Consider the following 18,951-nt stretch of genomic DNA (forward strand, 5'->3'; position numbering starts at 1 on the left):
TTGATTATAAAGTCAGGTTAACTCCAAATACAATTGTTTTTACACTTGGATAGTTAATATCCCAGTTGTTTGAACCTCTTGTAATTTCTCTTTCTTCAGGGTCCCAACCAATCCAATCTGTAAATGTGTAAAGATTACGTCCGCTCACATATATGCTTAATGCATCAACACCTACCTTTTGTAATAAACTCTTTGAAAAGTTATAATTTAGCGTAACATCCTTGATTCGTGTATAGTTGTTTTTATAATTAAAACCATAGCCATGTTTATTTGAATTATTACTTAATGATCTCCATTTATTACTTTCATTTTCAGGAGTCCAGTAACCAATTTCAGCAAAACTGTTTCTGCGTTGAAGTTCATCTGAAGCCATACCAATATGAGCATTTCTCTTCATTCCTCCTTGTACTGTTTGAATAAAGATATTCAACGATAAATTTTTATAGGTAAATGTATTGGTTAAACCTCCGGTCCATTTTGGAGATCTTTGGCCAACAATATGACGGTCCTCATCATCAATTTCTCCACTATCATCAAGGTCAGCAAGTTTTACATCTCCAGCATCTGCAACAGGATCCCATCCATTCTGGTTCCCGGCATTAATATCATCTACCTGCCATATACCAACCATATCGTAATCACGAACAGCATCAATTGCCTCTCCTAAATACCAGCCATTACCTCTATCATCCTCTCCATCACCATATAGCTCAACGATTTCAGATTTATTAGCTGTAAATACAACTGTACTGCTCCATTTGAAATCATTTTTAACCATATTAACAGAGTTTAAAGTAAGTTCAATACCTTTTCCTTCTGTTTGTCCAATATTAGAGTAAACATTTCCAAACCCAGAAGCAGCAGGTAAGTTTCTTCTAAGTAATAAGTCGGTATTTTTTGTTTTATAAACATCCAGTGTACCATTAATCCTGTTATTTAACAATCCAAAGTCAACACCGATGTTTAAACTTTCCTTAGTTTCCCAACTTAAATCTGAATTACCTAACTGACTTGCAACCATTGCGATATTTGTTGATCCGGCCAAAGCAATTTGTACATCAGAAGTTGTTGTAAATGTTCTGTAAGGATTAAGAGCCTCATTACCTGAAGTACCATAAGATAATCTCAGTTTTAAATTATTTACAGCATCTAAACCTGCAAAGAAACTTTCTTTATGAATGTTCCAACCTAAAGCAACAGAAGGGAACGTACCATATTTTTTACCATCGGCAAAAACAGAAGAACCATCCCTGCGAACAGTTGCCGTAAACAAATAACGGCTATCGTAAGAGTAATTTAAACGTCCCATTTGAGAGTTAGCCGCATAACGATCGGTAAATGAAGTTACAGAAGAGCTAGAACCAGCCTGCATTCTATTCCACTCCAGTTCATCATTTACAAATCCCTGAGCCTGGGCTCTGTTTTCTGTATACATTCTCTCCTGAGCTGAATACACTCCGGTTAAATCAATATGGTGCTTAGCAAAATCGCGAGAATACTTTAAGATATTTTCAATAGTATATGCCTGTGTTTCGTAGTGATGTATCACTGCTGTACCTAACTGGTCATTAACAGAAGCACCCGTATAAGAACTATTTCTAACTGGTTTGTAAGAAAATCCGGCATTTAATTCATATGATAAACCCTCTAATTTTTTTGTAATCTTACCAAAATCAAGATCCGCAAATCCATTTAGGTTAATATTATACTGACGACGTTCAGGATCTGTTGTTGTAGGCAATAATGGGTTTGCCCATAATGTTTCACTATACATTGGATAAATAGTATAAGAACCATCTTCTTCATACATTCTTCCATAAGGAGACATAGCCTCAGCATTTAATAAGTTTGCACGACCACCATCTCTGTTGTGATGAATAATTGCAGACGACGTACCAATTTTTAAATAATCAGTTACCTGAGCATCGATGTTTGTACGAATAGAATAACGCTTGTAGTTATATCCTTTAATAACCCCTTTTTGATCGATGTAATCTGCAGAAACATAATAATTCAATTTTTCTGTTCCTCCAGAAATACTTACGTTGTGATTTTGTTGAATACCTGTTTGAGAAACGGCGTCAATCCAGTCTATTGTACGTCCATTCTCATAATTTTCCACCTCATATTCATATTTAAGAGGTGCTGCATACAACGCTGATCCATTAATTCTGTTACCTTCTGCATAGCGCGCTAATAACTCATCAGTAGAACACATTTCCGGAACATGTGCAAAATCATCTACTCCTATATAAGCAGAATAACGAACTGTTGGAGTCTCTGTTTTACCTCGTTTTGTAGTAATTAATATTACCCCATTGGCTCCATTCATACCATAAATAGCCACAGCAGAAGCATCCTTTAAAATCTCAATAGATTTAATATCATTAGGGTTAATATCATTCATACTTCCCCCCATCTTAGTAATTGGCACTCCATCTACAACAACATAAGGTGCTGTTGAAGCTGTTAAAGAACCTCCTCCCCTGATCAACACAGAAGGTGCTTCTCCGGGAATTGATGAAACCTGACTAATATTCATGCCTGACACAGCTCCCTGAACAGCCTGCATCACATTTGTCACAGGAATATTCTCCAAACGGTCGGCAGGAACCGAAGTTACAGATCCGGTGATATCCGATTTCTTTTGGGTACCATAACCTACTACCACCACTTCATCCATACCAATTGCATCGTTCTCCATCTGAAGGTCAATCTTTGTTTTTCCTGCAATAAGAACTTCCTGGGTTTTCAAACCCACAAAAGAAAAAACCAGTGTGGCATCTTCAGAAATATCAGTTAAAGAGTAATTTCCATCAATATCTGTAATTGTACCCAAGGTAGTACCTTTAACCAAAACAGATACCCCCGGTATTGATTCTCCTGTTGAATCCGTAACTTTTCCTGAAACACTAACTTTGTTTTGGGCAAATGTGCTTACCGAAAAAAGCGCAAACATTACAAAGAAGGACAATATAGAAACACATCTTTGTTTATATGTGTCCAGATACTTCCTTTGACAATTAAAACTTGATAACTTTTTTTTCATAGTTGATTTTTAAAAATTAAGGATTATTAATATGTAATCTCTTCAATAAAATCCACAGATACATTTTAGCATCTGTTAACATTACAAATATCATATTATAGTTTTTTTATTTAGTGGAAGAATCATTCGGATAGGATTAGATTTCCTTCATACCCCGCAAACAAGGGGATTCAGGCTGTAAGTGATTGATTTTTCTCCACTATTGAATGAATATTCTCCCTTAAAAATTTTGGCATTGCACATATTCAACACTTAGAAAAAACAACCATATATGAGGTTGTCAGGAAGGAATAAGGAGGAAATTAAATTTAAATAAAGTTAAAAAGCAGCTGGTATACTGCTTACTTTTATATAATATTAACATAGTAACGTGATACACATTAAAAATACACTATGAAATTCAGGCTTCAGGTTTTACTATCGCTTTTTGTAATTCTAATATTTATCCCAATTAAAATTGGATCTCAGAACACAAGAGTGATACAACTCCCCATAATGGATCAGCTACCTTCTAATTCTGTATTCCGTGTATATCAGGATAAAGAAGGTTACATGTGGTTTGGCACGCAAGATGGCATTTGCAGATACGATGGATACCGAACCAAAATTTTTCGTTCAGACCTGCATAATCCTTCTTTGTTGAGCAGTAATGAAATTTCCTCCATTGCTGAAGATAATAATGAAAATATTTGGGTTGGAACATATGAAGGGTTAAATATAATCGACAAACAAACCTACTCCATACAACCCCATCCTGATTCTTTGCTTAAAAATGTAACTATATTTAGTATTGTAAATGCAAGCGACAGTAGCCTATGGGTAGGATATGACAACGGATTAAGAAGGTACAATAAAGATTTTTCGCTAAAAAAAGACTACAGCAATGGCATAAACGGCCACAATTCAATTCCAAACACAAGTATTAACCATATTTTTGAAGATTCTTACCAAAACATATGGGTTGCTATGTGGAACAATGGGTTATACAAGTACAATAAAGAATCAGACCATTTTATAAAATACCCCAAAATAGGCAATAACGATAATCCATTCAGGATTTTTCAGGATGCAAGAAACAATTACTGGATAGGAACATGGAATGAAGGAGTCTTTCTTTTTAATCCAAATACATTTTCAAAAGACACCTATAAAGAGATTATTTTACCCCCATGGAAAAACAAAAGCACAGACAACCGTTTTTTTAGTTTTGTTCAGGATGAGCAAAGCAATTATATCTGGGCCATGTCTTTATCTGGTATAACAACATTTAAATACAACAACAATGGAGAAATAGAACCTACAGATACCCGAAATCTATTTAAAAACACAAACAATATATTTAGTGAAATAATTAAGGATAAAGATGGAAACTTATGGATTGGTGCTTTTAGCGAAGGAGCCTTCAAAATAGATTTCAACAAGCCCGGGATTGAGAACTTTCCCATTCATCTGCTCCAGAACAAGAGCAACATTGCCCCTTCGTTCACCACAATATGTGAGGACGGAGATGGGGAAATATGGTTTAACCAAAATAGGTTAGGCCCTTTTATTTTTAATCCGGAAACAAATTCTCTGAAATACTATGAAGATATCAGCGAAATTAAAAACAAAGATAATCTTCATACCACTGCCTTCATAACTTACATATCGGGACTGAAAGAAATTTGGATAACCACCAGGGCTAACTCACGGGTTATAAGAATAAAAAAAGAAGGAGGAAATATTAAACATATCCACGAATCGCCATTAAATTCACAAGAGGACATGGGACATGCTACAATTGTATTCGAAGATTCGCAATCGAATGTATGGTTAGCCAATAACAAAGCCTTATTTGTGAAACCTTTTGATCACGACAACATCATAACAGCCCATAAAAACTTAGGATCTATCACTTCTATAACCCAAGACTATAACAATGCACTTTGGGTAAGTACAGATACCAATGGAATTTATAAACTTCATATACCTAATAAACTAACTCAAAACAATGCCGGCAACCTACCTATTGAAAACATTAACAATATGCATACCGGGGTTCACATCCAAACCTTAGCAAGCGACTTAAGCGGCACCGTTTGGATCGGGAAAAAAGACGGCAGCTTAATTGCCTATAACACTACAAACAAAACCTTTACAAACAGAACTTATGATTGTGGATTAAAGGGAGAAGCCATTTTAGATGTCATTACTGATAAATTCAATAACCTATGGATTACAACATATAAAAAGGTAATTGAATATAATCCCAAAAACAATGCTTCCATATCCTATTCTGCAATGGATGGGATGCAGATCAATTCACACCTGAAAAACTCTTTATTCAGATCGCGAAACTCCAAATACATTTATATAGGGGGGAATAGAGGGTATTCGCGTTTTTCACCTTCTGAACACCTGCTTTCTCCACCTCAGGAAACCAATGTAAAAATTACAGATATTAAAATTCAGAATGAATCGATTTTAAATCCGGAAGAAATATATCGGTATAAAAAATCGACCAGCACATTAACCTTATCCCCTCAGGATAAAAACATTGAAATTTCGTTCTCTGCATTAGATTACAGCAACCCCGACCAAATAAGGTATGCATATAAACTGGATGGTATCGATGATGACTGGGTACAAGTTAAAGAAGGCAGGCAATATGCCGTATATAGTCAGCTCAAGAAAGGCAAATACAAATTCCATGTAAAATCCACCGATACCCACAACCTGTGGAGTAACGAAATCACCACTCTTCACATCATCAGGCAGCCTGCTTTTTACGAAACCAATACCGCCTTTGCATTTTATATCATCATCATTTCCTGCGCACTGGCAATACTTATATATATAATGATGAACAGGGTAAAGCTGAAAAACAAAATAAAAATGGCACAATTCGAGAAAAATAAAACCGAAGAACTGACCCAGACTAAACTAAAATACTTTACTAACATTTCACACGATTTATTAACCCCTTTAACTATCATTTCTTGTTTGATCGATGATATTGAAACAACCTTACCAAAAAAAATATCGCAATTATCCTTAATGAGATCCAACGTAACAAGACTAAAACGTTTACTCCAACAGATCTTGGATTTTAGAAGAGTTGAAAACGGAAAAATGCAATTGACAATTACAAACTCCGATATTGCCTCTTTTATAAAGGACATCTGCTACAATCATTTTCTTCCGGTTTTCCATAAAAAACATATCAACTTTTCATTTCATTCTACACAAAAAGAAATAAAAGCCTATTTTGATGCAGATAAAATTGACAAAGTACTTTTCAACCTGTTATCAAACGCCTTTAAATACACCCCGGAAAAGGGAAACATATCCGTTGCGCTGCAAACTTATACCGAAGACATCCATAAGTACTTAACCATAGATGTTAGTGATACCGGAATGGGAATAGCCCCCGAAGATATTGATAATATTTTTACCCGTTTTTACACTAACCGGACACAAATGGCAAGTGGTACGCATGGCATAGGACTATCCTTGAGCAAAGATCTTATCGAACTCCACCACGGCTGGATAACTGTTAACAGCAAAATTGAAGAAGGAACTACATTCTCCATTCATATCCCCATTAACAAAGAAAGCTATTCGGTAAACGAAATAACTGCAGTTGACATTCCCATCATTAGCCATAATGAAGAACCAGAAGCTGACATAACAGACGTAGAAGATCCCGGACAAAACAATTTGCCCACTACAAAAAAATTATCGAACGTAAGTATTTTACTCGTAGACGACAATCAGGACCTGCTGGAATTGATGAAACAAATATTATCACGAACCTATCATGTATTAACCGCAACCAATGGAGTTGAAGCACTTGAAAAAGTTAAATCAGCTGATATTGATGTAATTGTAAGCGATGTTATGATGCCTGAAATGGATGGCATTGAATTATGCAAAACATTAAAAGGGGATATTGAAACCAGTCATATATCAATTATATTATTAACAGCTAAAAACAGTATTAACGACAGGATTGATTGTTACAATGCCGGCTCCGATGCCTATATTTCAAAGCCATTTGAAATGGGAGTACTCAATGCACGCATCAACAACTTTATTGCTCACAAAAGAACAAAACAGGAAGAGTTTAAATCAAATGTTGAACTTAACATTTCTACATTGGAAAACCACTCCATGGATGAACAGTTTTTAAACCATGCCATCAAGATCATAGAAAAATATTTATCCGAAGCAGAATTTGACATCAACACATTTGCTGATGAGCTGAGCTTGTCTAAATCATCTTTATATAGAAAGATAAAAACTACTACAGGCTTATCTCCTATTGAATTTATCAGAAACATAAAACTGAAGCATGCCTCTGAAATGCTAAAGAACAATACAATATCCATAGCTGAGGTAGCCTATGCCGTAGGCTTTTCTGATCCGAAATACTTTTCTTCCTGCTTTAAAACTGAATTTAATATTACACCCAGCGAATATCAAAAGCAATTCTTAAAACCATAGCAAAAAAATAGGAAGGCAAAAGCCTTCCTATATACAAACCTCTAAGGTTCAAAATATAACATTTATTGTGTTTTTTCCTTTCAATATTTTATAGTGCTATATTATTAATCATCCTCATTTTGTCTAAAATCAGGAAACCCTTCTTCAGTCCATTTAATGGTACGCGCCCTGGTATGCCTGTTCGGGTCACTTAGTGGACTACCCTGAAGCTCTTTATAATCACGGGCATGGTAAATCATAACATCTGTTTTACCATCCTCGGCAACTGTAAAGGAGTTATGCCCCGGACCATATCTTTTTATGGCCTCATTGGTATAAAACACGGGCTTTTCAGATTTATTCCATGAATCGGGGTTCATCAGATCTGCATCTTCATCAGCCCACAACAAACCAACACAATAGTTATGGTCGGTTGCACTAGCCGAATATGTTACAAATATCTTTCCGTTCTTTTTTAGTACAGCCGGCCCTTCATTCACATTATAACCAGTTCTTTCCCAATCGTATTCCGGATCACAAATAACTACTTCCTCACCCTTTAGCTTGATGGGTGTTTCCATTTCCGAAATTAGTAAGGAAGTATTCTCACCTTCACGAACATGCTGCGCCCATATATAATACAGTTTACCTTTATGCTCAAATGTTGTGGCATCTAACGAAAATGATTCATTATCGGTATAAATCCGCCCCTCTTCTTTCCACTCTCCGGTTGTGGGGTCTTCAGAATCGTTTGACAGGGCATACATCCTGATATTCCAAACATGCTCAGCTTCGCCTGCTGCAAAATAAATATACCATTTGCCATTAGTCCTGTGAAGCTCTGGTGCCCATATGTGATGCCCCATAACGCCTGTGGTATGCTTTGTCCAGATCACCTTTGCCTCAGCGTTGGTAAGACCATTAATGGTAGCTGATTTTCTTATTTCAATCCTGTCATATTCCGGTGCTGTAGCAACGTAATAATACATATCATTATCTCCCTTTATCACCCAGGGATCAGCTCTTTGTTCTACAATAGGATTGGAATATTCAATTTTTGTCTGACAACCAGAAAATCCCATAGCAAGAACAAACAATAGTAAGCCTGCACAGGCCATTTTACAGAAATATTTCATTTGTAACATTTTATTATTAAGTAGTGAACGCCAAAGATACAAAAACAAACATCAAGAGTAAAATACCAGACAATTTTAAGTATTTACTCTTGATGTATATATCCTAACCCGGAAGAGTCAAAACGAAACATTTTTTAGATCGTCCAGGTTGTTGCAGCCAGCTATATTTATTTACTTAAAGAAATTAAAACAACTGATTTAGCTGGAATTTTAACTTTCATTTTACCATGCTTTGGTTTGTTTACTTCAAACCCTTTAAGCGTAACGGACTCAGGCTTACCAAAATCATTCATTGAATTTATTTTAGATCCGGTAATAATCTGTCCGCTTGCGTTTGAATACGTATCACCGGTTACGGTATATTCAAATTCAATATCTTTATTTGGATTAAGGTTACAAACCGTTAAGTTCATTTCTCCATCCTTAACTGAAGCAGAAGCATTTAATGCTGGAATTTTCTTTCCATCAACTTCATACATTTCTGACTCAAGGTTTACAGGAACCAATGTGGCATCATGGTGTACGCTGTACATTTTAAACACATAATAAGTAGGTGTTAAAAGCATTTGCTCATCTTTTGTAAGAATAACAGCCTGCAATACATTTACCATTTGTGCTATGTTGGCCATACGAACACGGTCGGCATGGTTATTAAAAATATTTAAATGAACTCCTGCACTGATGGCATCCCTTAATGTATTTTGCTGATATAGGAATCCCGGGTTGGTTCCCGGCTCTACATCATACCATTGCCCCCACTCGTCAACTATCAAAGCTATTTTCTTTGCAGGATCATACTTATCCATAATAGTAGAGTGACGATTTACCAATTCTTCCATGCGCAAAGCCTTCTGTAATGTTTCATAATACATAGGCTCTCCAAACTTAGTTGCTGATTGCTTATGGCTCCATCCTCCAGGAATAGTATAATAATGAAGGGATAAACCATCAACCAAAAACTGGTGGCGTGATAACTTCTTCATTAAAACCTCTGTCCAGTTGTAATCGTCAACATTGGCACCTCCGGCAATTTTAAAATCTGCACCATGACAATAAGTTGCGTAATTACGATAAAGATCAGCATAATATTCAGGTGTCATATGACCACCACAACCCCAGTTCTCATTACCAATACCCCAGTATTTTACTTTCCACGGCTCTTCTCTTCCATTCTTCTTACGAAGTTCAGTCATTGGACTCTTGTTGGAGGAAGTCATATACTCAACCCACTCTTTGGCTTCGCGAACTGATCCTGAACCTACATTTAAGTTTACATAAGCTTCTGCACCAATCAATTCACAAAAATCCATAAATTCATGTGTCCCGAAACTATTATCCTCTGTTACTCCGCCCCAGTGCACATTTACAATGGAAGGACGATCGCTCTTAGGACCTATCCCGTCTTTCCAGTTGTAAGTATCTGCAAAACATCCTCCGGGCCATCTTAACAAAGGAATCTGCATTTCTTTCAAGGCATTGATCACATCCAGTCTAAAGCCTTTTACATTTTCAATAGCCGATTCCTCACCAACATAAAACCCGCCATAAATACAGCGCCCAAGGTGTTCGGCAAAATGGCCGTATATATCTTTATCAATTACCGTTTTGGCTTGGTCGGTATGAGCGATAATTTTATTTTGTGCTATTGCAACCGATCCAACAAAAACAAAAGCAGCTAAAAGAATCTTTTTAATCTTCATGATTTCAATTTATTTTGTTTGAATTTTAACTTTTTTCCCCCAGACTCCATGCCCGTTTGGCATAATACCTGAGAATAATATGGTTTCACATTTATTTTCCCAATCCCAGCCTGCATATAACTTACATTCTACAGTCTGTCCATTTTCATCAATAAATTCAACTGAATCATCCACCACATTAAAACCTTTAAAAATCAAATCTGCAGCTTTAATTACTTCCCCCTCTTTTATTTCCATCAATGATGATCGGTTAAATGCCCTGGAAGTATATTTCCAACCTCCCGGAGGCAACTGCCCTTGCCATAACTCAACCACTTCTTCAATATCCTTAAGCTCAATAATCTCCCAATTACCATTTAAAGCATCCGCACCAAAACGTTGGTCATCATCAATTGAATTATATCTTTCGGGTGATACTACCGGCCAACCATTTTTTAACCATTTTACTTCACGAACCATCAACTGTAACATCAAATTTGCAGGCGCCAACCGTCCCTGATGCATTACAAAAGACCTTTTACCTTCCTGCAAAACAGCACAATGACCATTACCCGACCAACCCATATGATTGTTAAACATATAGCTATGCGTAAGAATTGGGTAATTATTGGCAGTATCTTTTAAATCTTTACCAAAATAATCCAGGAAAGGACCTTCCGGTGAAGAAGATCGTCCTACCCTAATATTATAAAAAGTAAATAACGGATCGTAAGATATAAAAAGATAATACATATCCTGTTCTGAATTATAAATAATTTCGGGTGCCTCAATAATTCTGTCGCCTCCTTCTGCTCTTCGGGCCACGCACTTACCCAAATCTCCCTGCCTCAAGGACTTTCCTGTAGCCGGGTTTAATTCAAGGCAATACAATCCCCCGAAATAAGAACCATAAATCATCCAATCCCGCCCTGTTTTTGAATCTGTGATAACTGTTGGATCAATGGCATTCATGTTATCATCATCGGTAGTTTTAACTACAATACCCTTATCAGTCCATGGCCCCATTGGAGAAGAAGATATTGCCAGGCCTATACATGACCCTTTGGATCCAAATGATGACACTGAATAATATAACCTGTATTGCCCTGCCACCTCCCTGATAAAAGGAGCCCAAATATTATCGGGTGACTTTCCGTTGTTTGATTCTTTTACGTGTTGAAAAGCCTTGTGCGGGATTGAGTCAAAAACCCACCCTTCAAAATTCCAGTGCACTAAATCCTTAGAACTTCGAACCGGTATATATCCCATTGAAACCAAAGAGTCATCCTTAAAGTTGATATTTGGAGGAATATAATAAGCATCTGTAGAATATAAATAATAGGTATCATTTACTTTTATACATGTTGGATCATGTACATTAGCACCATTCCATTGATTTCGATTCTTTAGCGAAGCAATTTTTGTATAATCGTCCTTGTATGGATTTTGAGAAACTTGTTGTGCAGCATCATGGCATCCCGTAATATAAAATACAAGGATACCCATTAAAAAAAACCGGGCAACATATTTTTTCATAGACTTTTTGCTTTTTTACATTAACAAATGTAATGCGCGACAGCAAATTCTATGGGGACAAAAATCTTTATGAGGTGGATAGATAAATAATATATAGCCAACCACACATATCTGCCTGTTATGATGGCTATTATACAAACATTTATTTACAAATGAACAAATAATGCTTTTTTACATCCACCCGTACTATATTACATATATCCGGTATCTTTTCACATGCATTTACTCTAAATAAGCAGAAGGAGAACAATTAAAAAACTTTTTAAACACCCTGCTAAAGTACTTTGGATCATTAAACCCTACCATAAAAGCCACTTCCGAAATTTGGTATTGTTTGCTTTTTAACAGCTGGGTTGATTTTTTTAACCTGTATATATTAATGTATTCAATTGGAGATACATCGGTCAACGCTTTTAATTTTTTATATAAAAGACTCCGGCTCACATACATTTTGGAAGAAAAGGCCTCTATATCAAATGCCGGATCTGTATAATTACTTTCAATAACCTGGTTGATTTTTCCCATAAACTCCTCGTCCAATGAAGTAGTTGGTATATCTGCCGGAATTTCACCCACTGCTGTTTCTGCTTTATGGTAAAATTTCCTGAGCTTTTTCCTGTTTTCTATCAAACTATTAATCCTGGCCTGCAAAATTCCCAGATTAAATGGTTTAGAAACATAATCATCAGCCCCTAATTCCAAGCCCTCAACAAAGTCTTCTTCCTGTCCTTTTGCCGTTAGGAGTATGATTGGCAAATGACTGGTATGTATATTATTTTTTAACCTCTTGCACAATTCCAAACCATCTACTTTGGGCATCATCACATCACTAACCACCAAATCATAATCTTTTTCAAGAGCCTTGCCATACCCCTCTTCTCCATCTTTTGCTGTAGTAACAGCATAGGTGTCGCTCAACGATTCGGCAAGAAACTCACGCAAATCTACATTATCATCAACAACAAGAATTTTTGTTTTTGATTCACCTATACTATCAATCTCTCCATCGCCTGTACTGGCATGTTTATTATCCTCATTAGTAACCAACAGATCAATCCTTTCTTTTAACTGCACCTGACCGTACGACATACCCGATTGTACTTCATGTTCAGGGAAATCCTGTTTTTCTATTGGTAATATCACCTTAAACGAAGATCCCTTATTTTCTTCACTATCCAAACTAATGGTTCCATTTAGCACCTCTACCATCTGTTTGGCCAATGCCAATCCAATACCAGTTCCATAACCTTTATTACCACCTCCTGAAATATCTCTGTAAAACCTCTCAAACACCTTATCCTGATACTCTTTCTTAATACCAATCCCATTATCCTGAATATTTAATAGCAAATGAGGTTGTTCTGCTTCATTCTTAATTTTAGTAACCGAAATACTAACTTTTCCCTCCTCATTAGTATATTTTATCGCATTCGAAATCAGGTTAAATAGTATATTCTCCAGTTTTGCCTGGTCGTACCAGGTATCTTCAAGGTTATAATCAACAGACACACTATATCTGATACTTTTGTTCTCGGCTAATTCCCTGAATGACTCAGCAATTTCTGAAATAAAATCACCCACATTCCCATTGGTCAACACCACTTTCATTTTTCCGGCTTCAAATTTTCTGAAGGTGGTAATTTCATTGGTAAGCAATAACAAACGTTCTGCATTTCTTTTTACGTAGCTCACTGTTTTTTGCACATTTTCCTTTGAGAATGCAAAAGTTTCGCTAAGCATTTTTTCAATTGGCGATATAATCAAAGTCAGAGGCGTTCTGAACTCATGCGAAATATTGGTAAAAAACTCCATCCTTTTTTGGTGGATAGACTCAATCTCTTTATTCAGTGTTATCAACTGGTCGCGCTGAGATATAATTTCAGTATTTTGCTGCTCCAGCTGCTCTTTTTGCTTTTCTATCTCTTCTTGCCGGTGTGCCAATTGTGTATTATTGACCTGCAACTCTTTGGCATTTATTTCGAGCAACTCATTTTTCTCCTTGATTTCCTGCGTTCTTTCCTTAACCAGTTTTTCCAATCGCTTTTTTTGCTGCGAAATTCTTATGGAACGGTATCGTATATATCCTGATCCTATTAAAAATATGAGAACTACCAAAACAAACTTAAACCATGAGGTTTTCCACATGGGTGGTTTAATAATTACCAGAGCACTGGTAATATTATCCATCCATGCCCCATCCAGGTCAGTTGACCTGACCTGAAAAAGGTATTCGCCTCCATCTAAATTGGTATAGGATGCCACACGCCTGTCTGCATCCACAAAAACCCAATCTTTATCAACTCCATTTAATTTATAGGCATACTTTATTTTTGATGACAGATAATAAGGCAAAGCTGAAAACTCAAAGCTAAAAACATTGTCTTTATAAGACAAATGGATTGAGTCAGAATAAAAGGCCGAATTTTTAATGGCAACTTTTCCATGCAGCTCTTCTCCAGGCATAACATCAGAGTTATACACCTTTAACTTAGTGATATATGTATTGGGTTTATACGGATAGCTTTTTATGCTGTCGGGATGAAAAAAGTTTAACCCATTTAACCCTCCAAAATACAGGTAACCATCCTCTGCCTTGCATGCTGCCGACCAATAATACTGATCATTCTTTAATCCATCCCTATGATAATAACTAACAAATGTTTCATCTTCGGGATTAAACTTTGAAAGCCCATTTTCTGTACTAATCCAAATGTTATTGTTTTTGTCTGTCAGCAATTCATAAACAACATTATTTGCTAAACCATCCCGCTCCTGAAATGCATCAAACCTAAATGAACCATCCTGACCAGGCACACACTTGGCTACCCCTTTACCATAAGTCCCAATCCACACATGGCCCTGTTTGTCCATATCCAGACAAGTGATATAATTATCAGGCAAACTACCGGCCTCATTTGACTCCTTAAACGTTACAATATCGTACCGGACTAACTGTTGATCATTTTGAGGATATATCAAGCTTGCTTTAAACCTGTACAATCCATTGGTGGTACCAATCCACAAATACCCATCCCTGTCTTCCTGTATACAACCCACCTGCCAAACCTTACCATGAACATCATGTTTTACAGGTACTGGTATAAACATATCGTTACGTTTATCATACACAGATAATCCCCCCTGAGTACAGACTACCATCAGATTATTACTGCAGGCATAAATACAAGAAACAAAATCATTAGATAAACCCTGGTTGATGTTGTAAGTTGTAAAGCTATTTTTATCAGCACTGCTCAATTTCTGTATACCCATACCCCAGGTACCAACCCATATCTGACCATCATTATCTTCAAAAACACAGGTGATAAAGTCACTTTGAATTGAACCCGGAATTCCTCCACCTGTTTTAAAATGTTTTATCTTATCTTTTAAAAAATTGTATTGAAGCAACCCATCACCGGCTGTTCCAACCCACAAAACATCCTTTGAACGGTATATAGAGTTCACAATATTTTCATTGAAAGGCTTAAAACGTGCCTCATTGGGCAGAGCATTAAACTGCTTATGGTAATTGTATAAGTGTACTAACCCGGTTTTTTCAGTTCCTACCCATACGTTTCCCAACGAATCTGCATATAAAGACCTTATAAACACATCCCTGTTGCTATTTTTTGACGAAGGGAATAAATTAATATAGGTAAAGGAATCTTTTTGAGGATTATAACTACAAAGTCCCCCTAAAGTACCCACTAAAATATCTCCAAATCCATTGGTCCCTATACATGTAATATTCCAATGAGGGATAGTTGTTTCAACTGATGGATCATGAATATACTGCACCGTAGCTGAATTCCTTTTTGAATATCGGTATAAGCCGTTTGGTGTTCCTATCCAAAGATCCTCTCCGTCATCAAATAATGTTTGCACATCAACTCCGGAGATATCAACACCCAAACCTTTCAATTTATCAAATTTGTCAGTTGAAGGATTATTAACATAAACACCTTCCGATGTTCCCAAATAAACCACATTGTCCTTATCTTTTTCAATAAAACTTACCTCCGGTAAACTACCATCCATAAAGTACTGCTTTACAATACTGAATTGTTCTGCCTTTTCACCAACATTTAATTTATATACCCCTTTATTTTGTGTAGCAACCCATACTGTACGCCCCATTGGCTTTATATGTGAAATGTTTTCTGCAAACAATTCTTTTAAGGCATTATCTTTAACCTTTTCAAACTTACTGGTTAGCGTATTAAATAACTGAAGACCATTTGGAGTAATGATCCATAAAAAAAGACTGCCATCAGAGATTACATCAACAATCCTGTCATCCCATAATCCTTCTTCATTTTTTTTACTGTTATAATAATCAAAATCATACCCATCAAACCTGCACAGACCATTATCAGTACCAAACCACATAAATCCAAAATGGTCTTTTTCTATGCTTTGAACCGTATTTTGAGGTAGTCCGTTTGCTACAGTAATATAATTAATAGATGCAGGGGCATAATAGACATTGTTAGAATAAGAAAATGTATAGTTTAAAACAATACAACATAAAAATAATATTACCTGATATTTAGTTCTCATATTATATGATAATGAATGCAAAGTAAAATATAATGAAAATAATTACAATAGATCATTATATAAACGACAAAAGCAGGAAAATTGGTTTTAAATATTAAACCTCATTCCCGCTTTTTTGTTCTAACCCCCGGATGTTATTCCGGTCTGGATTTTTATTCTATTTCAGCAGCCTGACATGATAAATTCCACCAGCTGTAGAGTTTTTCTTTGCTATAAATTTCAACACATGCTTTCCGTTTTTTGAGAGAGCCTTAATTTTGTCACTTACAACATAGTCAACCGTATAAAACCGGTCTCCCTTATCTCCTTTTAAACTAACCGTAGCAAGCAATACACCGTTCATTTCAATATCAAATTCCCTTCCTGCATCCAGTCCAAAATATTCAATACGCAACACCTTAGCTTTATTGTCTTTATCATTTAACAGATAGCTGAACCAACCTGTAGCATCTCTCCAAAAATTGTTTTGATGAATTCCTGAACGTGTTTTATTCCCCTTAAAAAAATGATCAGATTCAGGCTGCTGTTCACCTGGCGCAACTTCATCAATAGTTTTCTCTTTTAAAGCAAGCCTTTGCCTTTCTATTTTTTCCAGTTCATTTTTTCTTGCCACCAGTTCTTCTTTAGTATAAACGGGCCAATAAATCATATAACGTGCATCATGCAAAGAGTAAAATGGCTGCAGGACCAGGCTATCCAAGCCATTACTATTTATTACAAACTGAAGTTTTTCAATCTCTAAAGGTTTCACCAAAGCTGAAAAATCTTTTTGATCAGAAACTATAGTTGGAGCTTTATCTAAAGCATATTGTTTTCCCTGAGCCACGTGTCCCATCCTGCTATCGTCACTAAACAAACCTTGTAAATTAACAGTATCGGTTTTAGCTGCCAACACTATAGGACCATAAGATATACATGCATAATTAGACTGGTCAGGCAAATTATCCACATGAATCCCCATTGGAAACTGCATTTTTACCTCATCCCCATTTTTCCATTTATTCGATATTTCCACATATCCGTTTTGTATTGCAACATTCCTTTGTTTTTGGTTTACCCAAATTTTTACAGAATCAGGATTGGTCCAATCAGGAACCCTAACCTTTAAAACAAAATCAGCATCTGTTACCGATTCAATATGAATAGAACTTATATCTGAATACGGAAATTTTGTATGTTGTTCCAATACTACTCCCTTTTCTTTCCAGTTAAGCCTGGATGGAATAAAAAGATTCACCAGCAATTCATTTTGTGCATGTGCGTAGATCATCTCCCCATATTTACCATGATTTTCAAGTCCTGACCCTACACAACACCAAAAACAATTTTGAGCTGTGGAGTATACCCTGTAATGTTGCGGTCGCATGGGTGTAAAATAAACGAACCCACCCTTATGAGGATGCTGTGAGGACAAAATATGGTTGTACAATGCCCTTTCGTAATAATCTATGTATTTTACATCTGCATCACTTTGAAACAATAACCTGGTTAGTTTCAACATATTATAGGTATTACAACTTTCAGGCCCCTGTTCTGATTCAATCATTGATGAAAAATCATCGGTGGGATGAAAATGTTCCCGAACACTGTTTCCCCCAATTGCCACACTCATATCGTTAACTACGGTATTCCAGAAATAATGAACGGCCCCATTCCAAAGTGTATCGTTAGCAACATCTGCGTACCTCTTATAACCAATTACTTTTGGAATTTGTGTGTTTGCATGCATCCCGGGGAGTTTGTTCTCTTTTTTAGTCAGCGGGGCCAATAGTGACATATCGGAAAACCTTTTGGCAAATTCAAGAAACTTTGTCTCTTTAGTGATCTCAAACACATCGACAAACACTTCGTTCATTCCTCCATGTTCGCTTATCAATATTTGTTGCAATTGCTTATCGCTAAGGTGAGCTGTTGATTTGTAAAACCAATTACTCAATTTTATCAATACATTTTTAGCTGTTTCTGAATTTGCATATATCCAGGCATCCCTTAACCCTGCAAATATTTTATGAATATTATATAAAGGCACCCATTTACCATTCAAAGAAAAAGTACCCTCACGGATATCTCCTTTTGCAATTTCCTCCCACATCTTTTGGCCACCCGGTATGCCACCTACATAACCATTGCTATTTGCATCCTGGCACTTTTTAATCCAGTTGACAAAATAATCCACTTTAGATAACATTACGGTATCACCTGTTGCGGCATACATCAAGGCACAAGCGGTAAGATAATGACCTCCCACATGGCCATCCAATCCTGTATTTTCCCAATTTCCATAACTTTCTTTTAAAGGATTGAGTCCTGCTTCTCTTAAATAGGGAGCCAGCAATCTATCCGCATCTAATTTTAAGATGTATGCCTTATCCATTTGCTGGGCATCATAAAACATGGAGGGTAACAATTTTACCGAGCTCAAATCAAAATACTCACAACCTCTATCCGTAGGCTGCTGACAGGAAAATAAGGCCACGCTAAGTAGCAAAACAAAACAACTTCTCACTCTATTCATAATACTATC

7 protein-coding genes are annotated in these 18,951 nt (G+C 36.3%); 1 reads left to right on the forward strand and 6 read right to left on the reverse strand.

Annotated features, from left to right (window positions below; all coding sequences use genetic code 11):
* Positions 1-4 precede the first annotated feature (4 nt).
* Entirely contained in the window at positions 5-3,049 is a 3,045-nt protein-coding gene (locus OM074_RS06780; RefSeq protein ID WP_301198696.1) for a SusC/RagA family TonB-linked outer membrane protein, read from the reverse strand.
* A gap of 495 nt (positions 3,050-3,544) precedes the next feature.
* Here OM074_RS06780 and OM074_RS06785 point away from each other — a divergent pair, with 495 nt between their 5' ends.
* Entirely contained in the window at positions 3,545-7,534 is a 3,990-nt protein-coding gene (locus OM074_RS06785; RefSeq protein WP_301198697.1) for a two-component regulator propeller domain-containing protein, read from the forward strand.
* Positions 7,535-7,638: 104 nt separating this feature from the next.
* Here OM074_RS06785 and OM074_RS06790 read toward each other — a convergent pair whose 3' ends face one another.
* The 5 genes from OM074_RS06790 to OM074_RS06810 form a co-directional block, all read right to left on the reverse strand.
* Positions 7,639-8,649, reverse strand: coding sequence for a glycoside hydrolase family 43 protein (locus OM074_RS06790; RefSeq protein WP_301198698.1), 1,011 nt, complete (start codon positions 8,647-8,649; stop codon positions 7,639-7,641).
* Positions 8,650-8,816: 167 nt separating this feature from the next.
* On the reverse strand, positions 8,817-10,349 hold the full coding sequence (locus OM074_RS06795) for an alpha-N-arabinofuranosidase (protein WP_301198699.1): 1,533 nt from the start codon (positions 10,347-10,349) through the stop codon (positions 8,817-8,819).
* A gap of 9 nt (positions 10,350-10,358) precedes the next feature.
* Positions 10,359-11,864: an arabinan endo-1,5-alpha-L-arabinosidase gene (locus tag OM074_RS06800; protein ID WP_301198700.1), complete on the reverse strand. Its 1,506-nt coding sequence runs from the start codon at positions 11,862-11,864 to the stop codon at positions 10,359-10,361.
* 222 nt (positions 11,865-12,086) lie between these two features.
* On the reverse strand, positions 12,087-16,427 hold the full coding sequence (locus OM074_RS06805) for a hybrid sensor histidine kinase/response regulator transcription factor (RefSeq protein ID WP_301198701.1): 4,341 nt from the start codon (positions 16,425-16,427) through the stop codon (positions 12,087-12,089).
* 157 nt (positions 16,428-16,584) lie between these two features.
* A complete protein-coding gene (locus OM074_RS06810) occupies positions 16,585-18,942 on the reverse strand; it encodes a glycoside hydrolase family 127 protein (protein WP_301198702.1) in 2,358 nt (785 codons plus the stop codon).
* Positions 18,943-18,951: the final 9 nt, after the last annotated feature.

Origin of the sequence: Plebeiibacterium marinum (genome assembly GCF_026013615.1) — a bacterium.
GTDB classification, from domain to species: domain Bacteria; phylum Bacteroidota; class Bacteroidia; order Bacteroidales; family Marinilabiliaceae; genus Saccharicrinis; species Saccharicrinis marinus_A.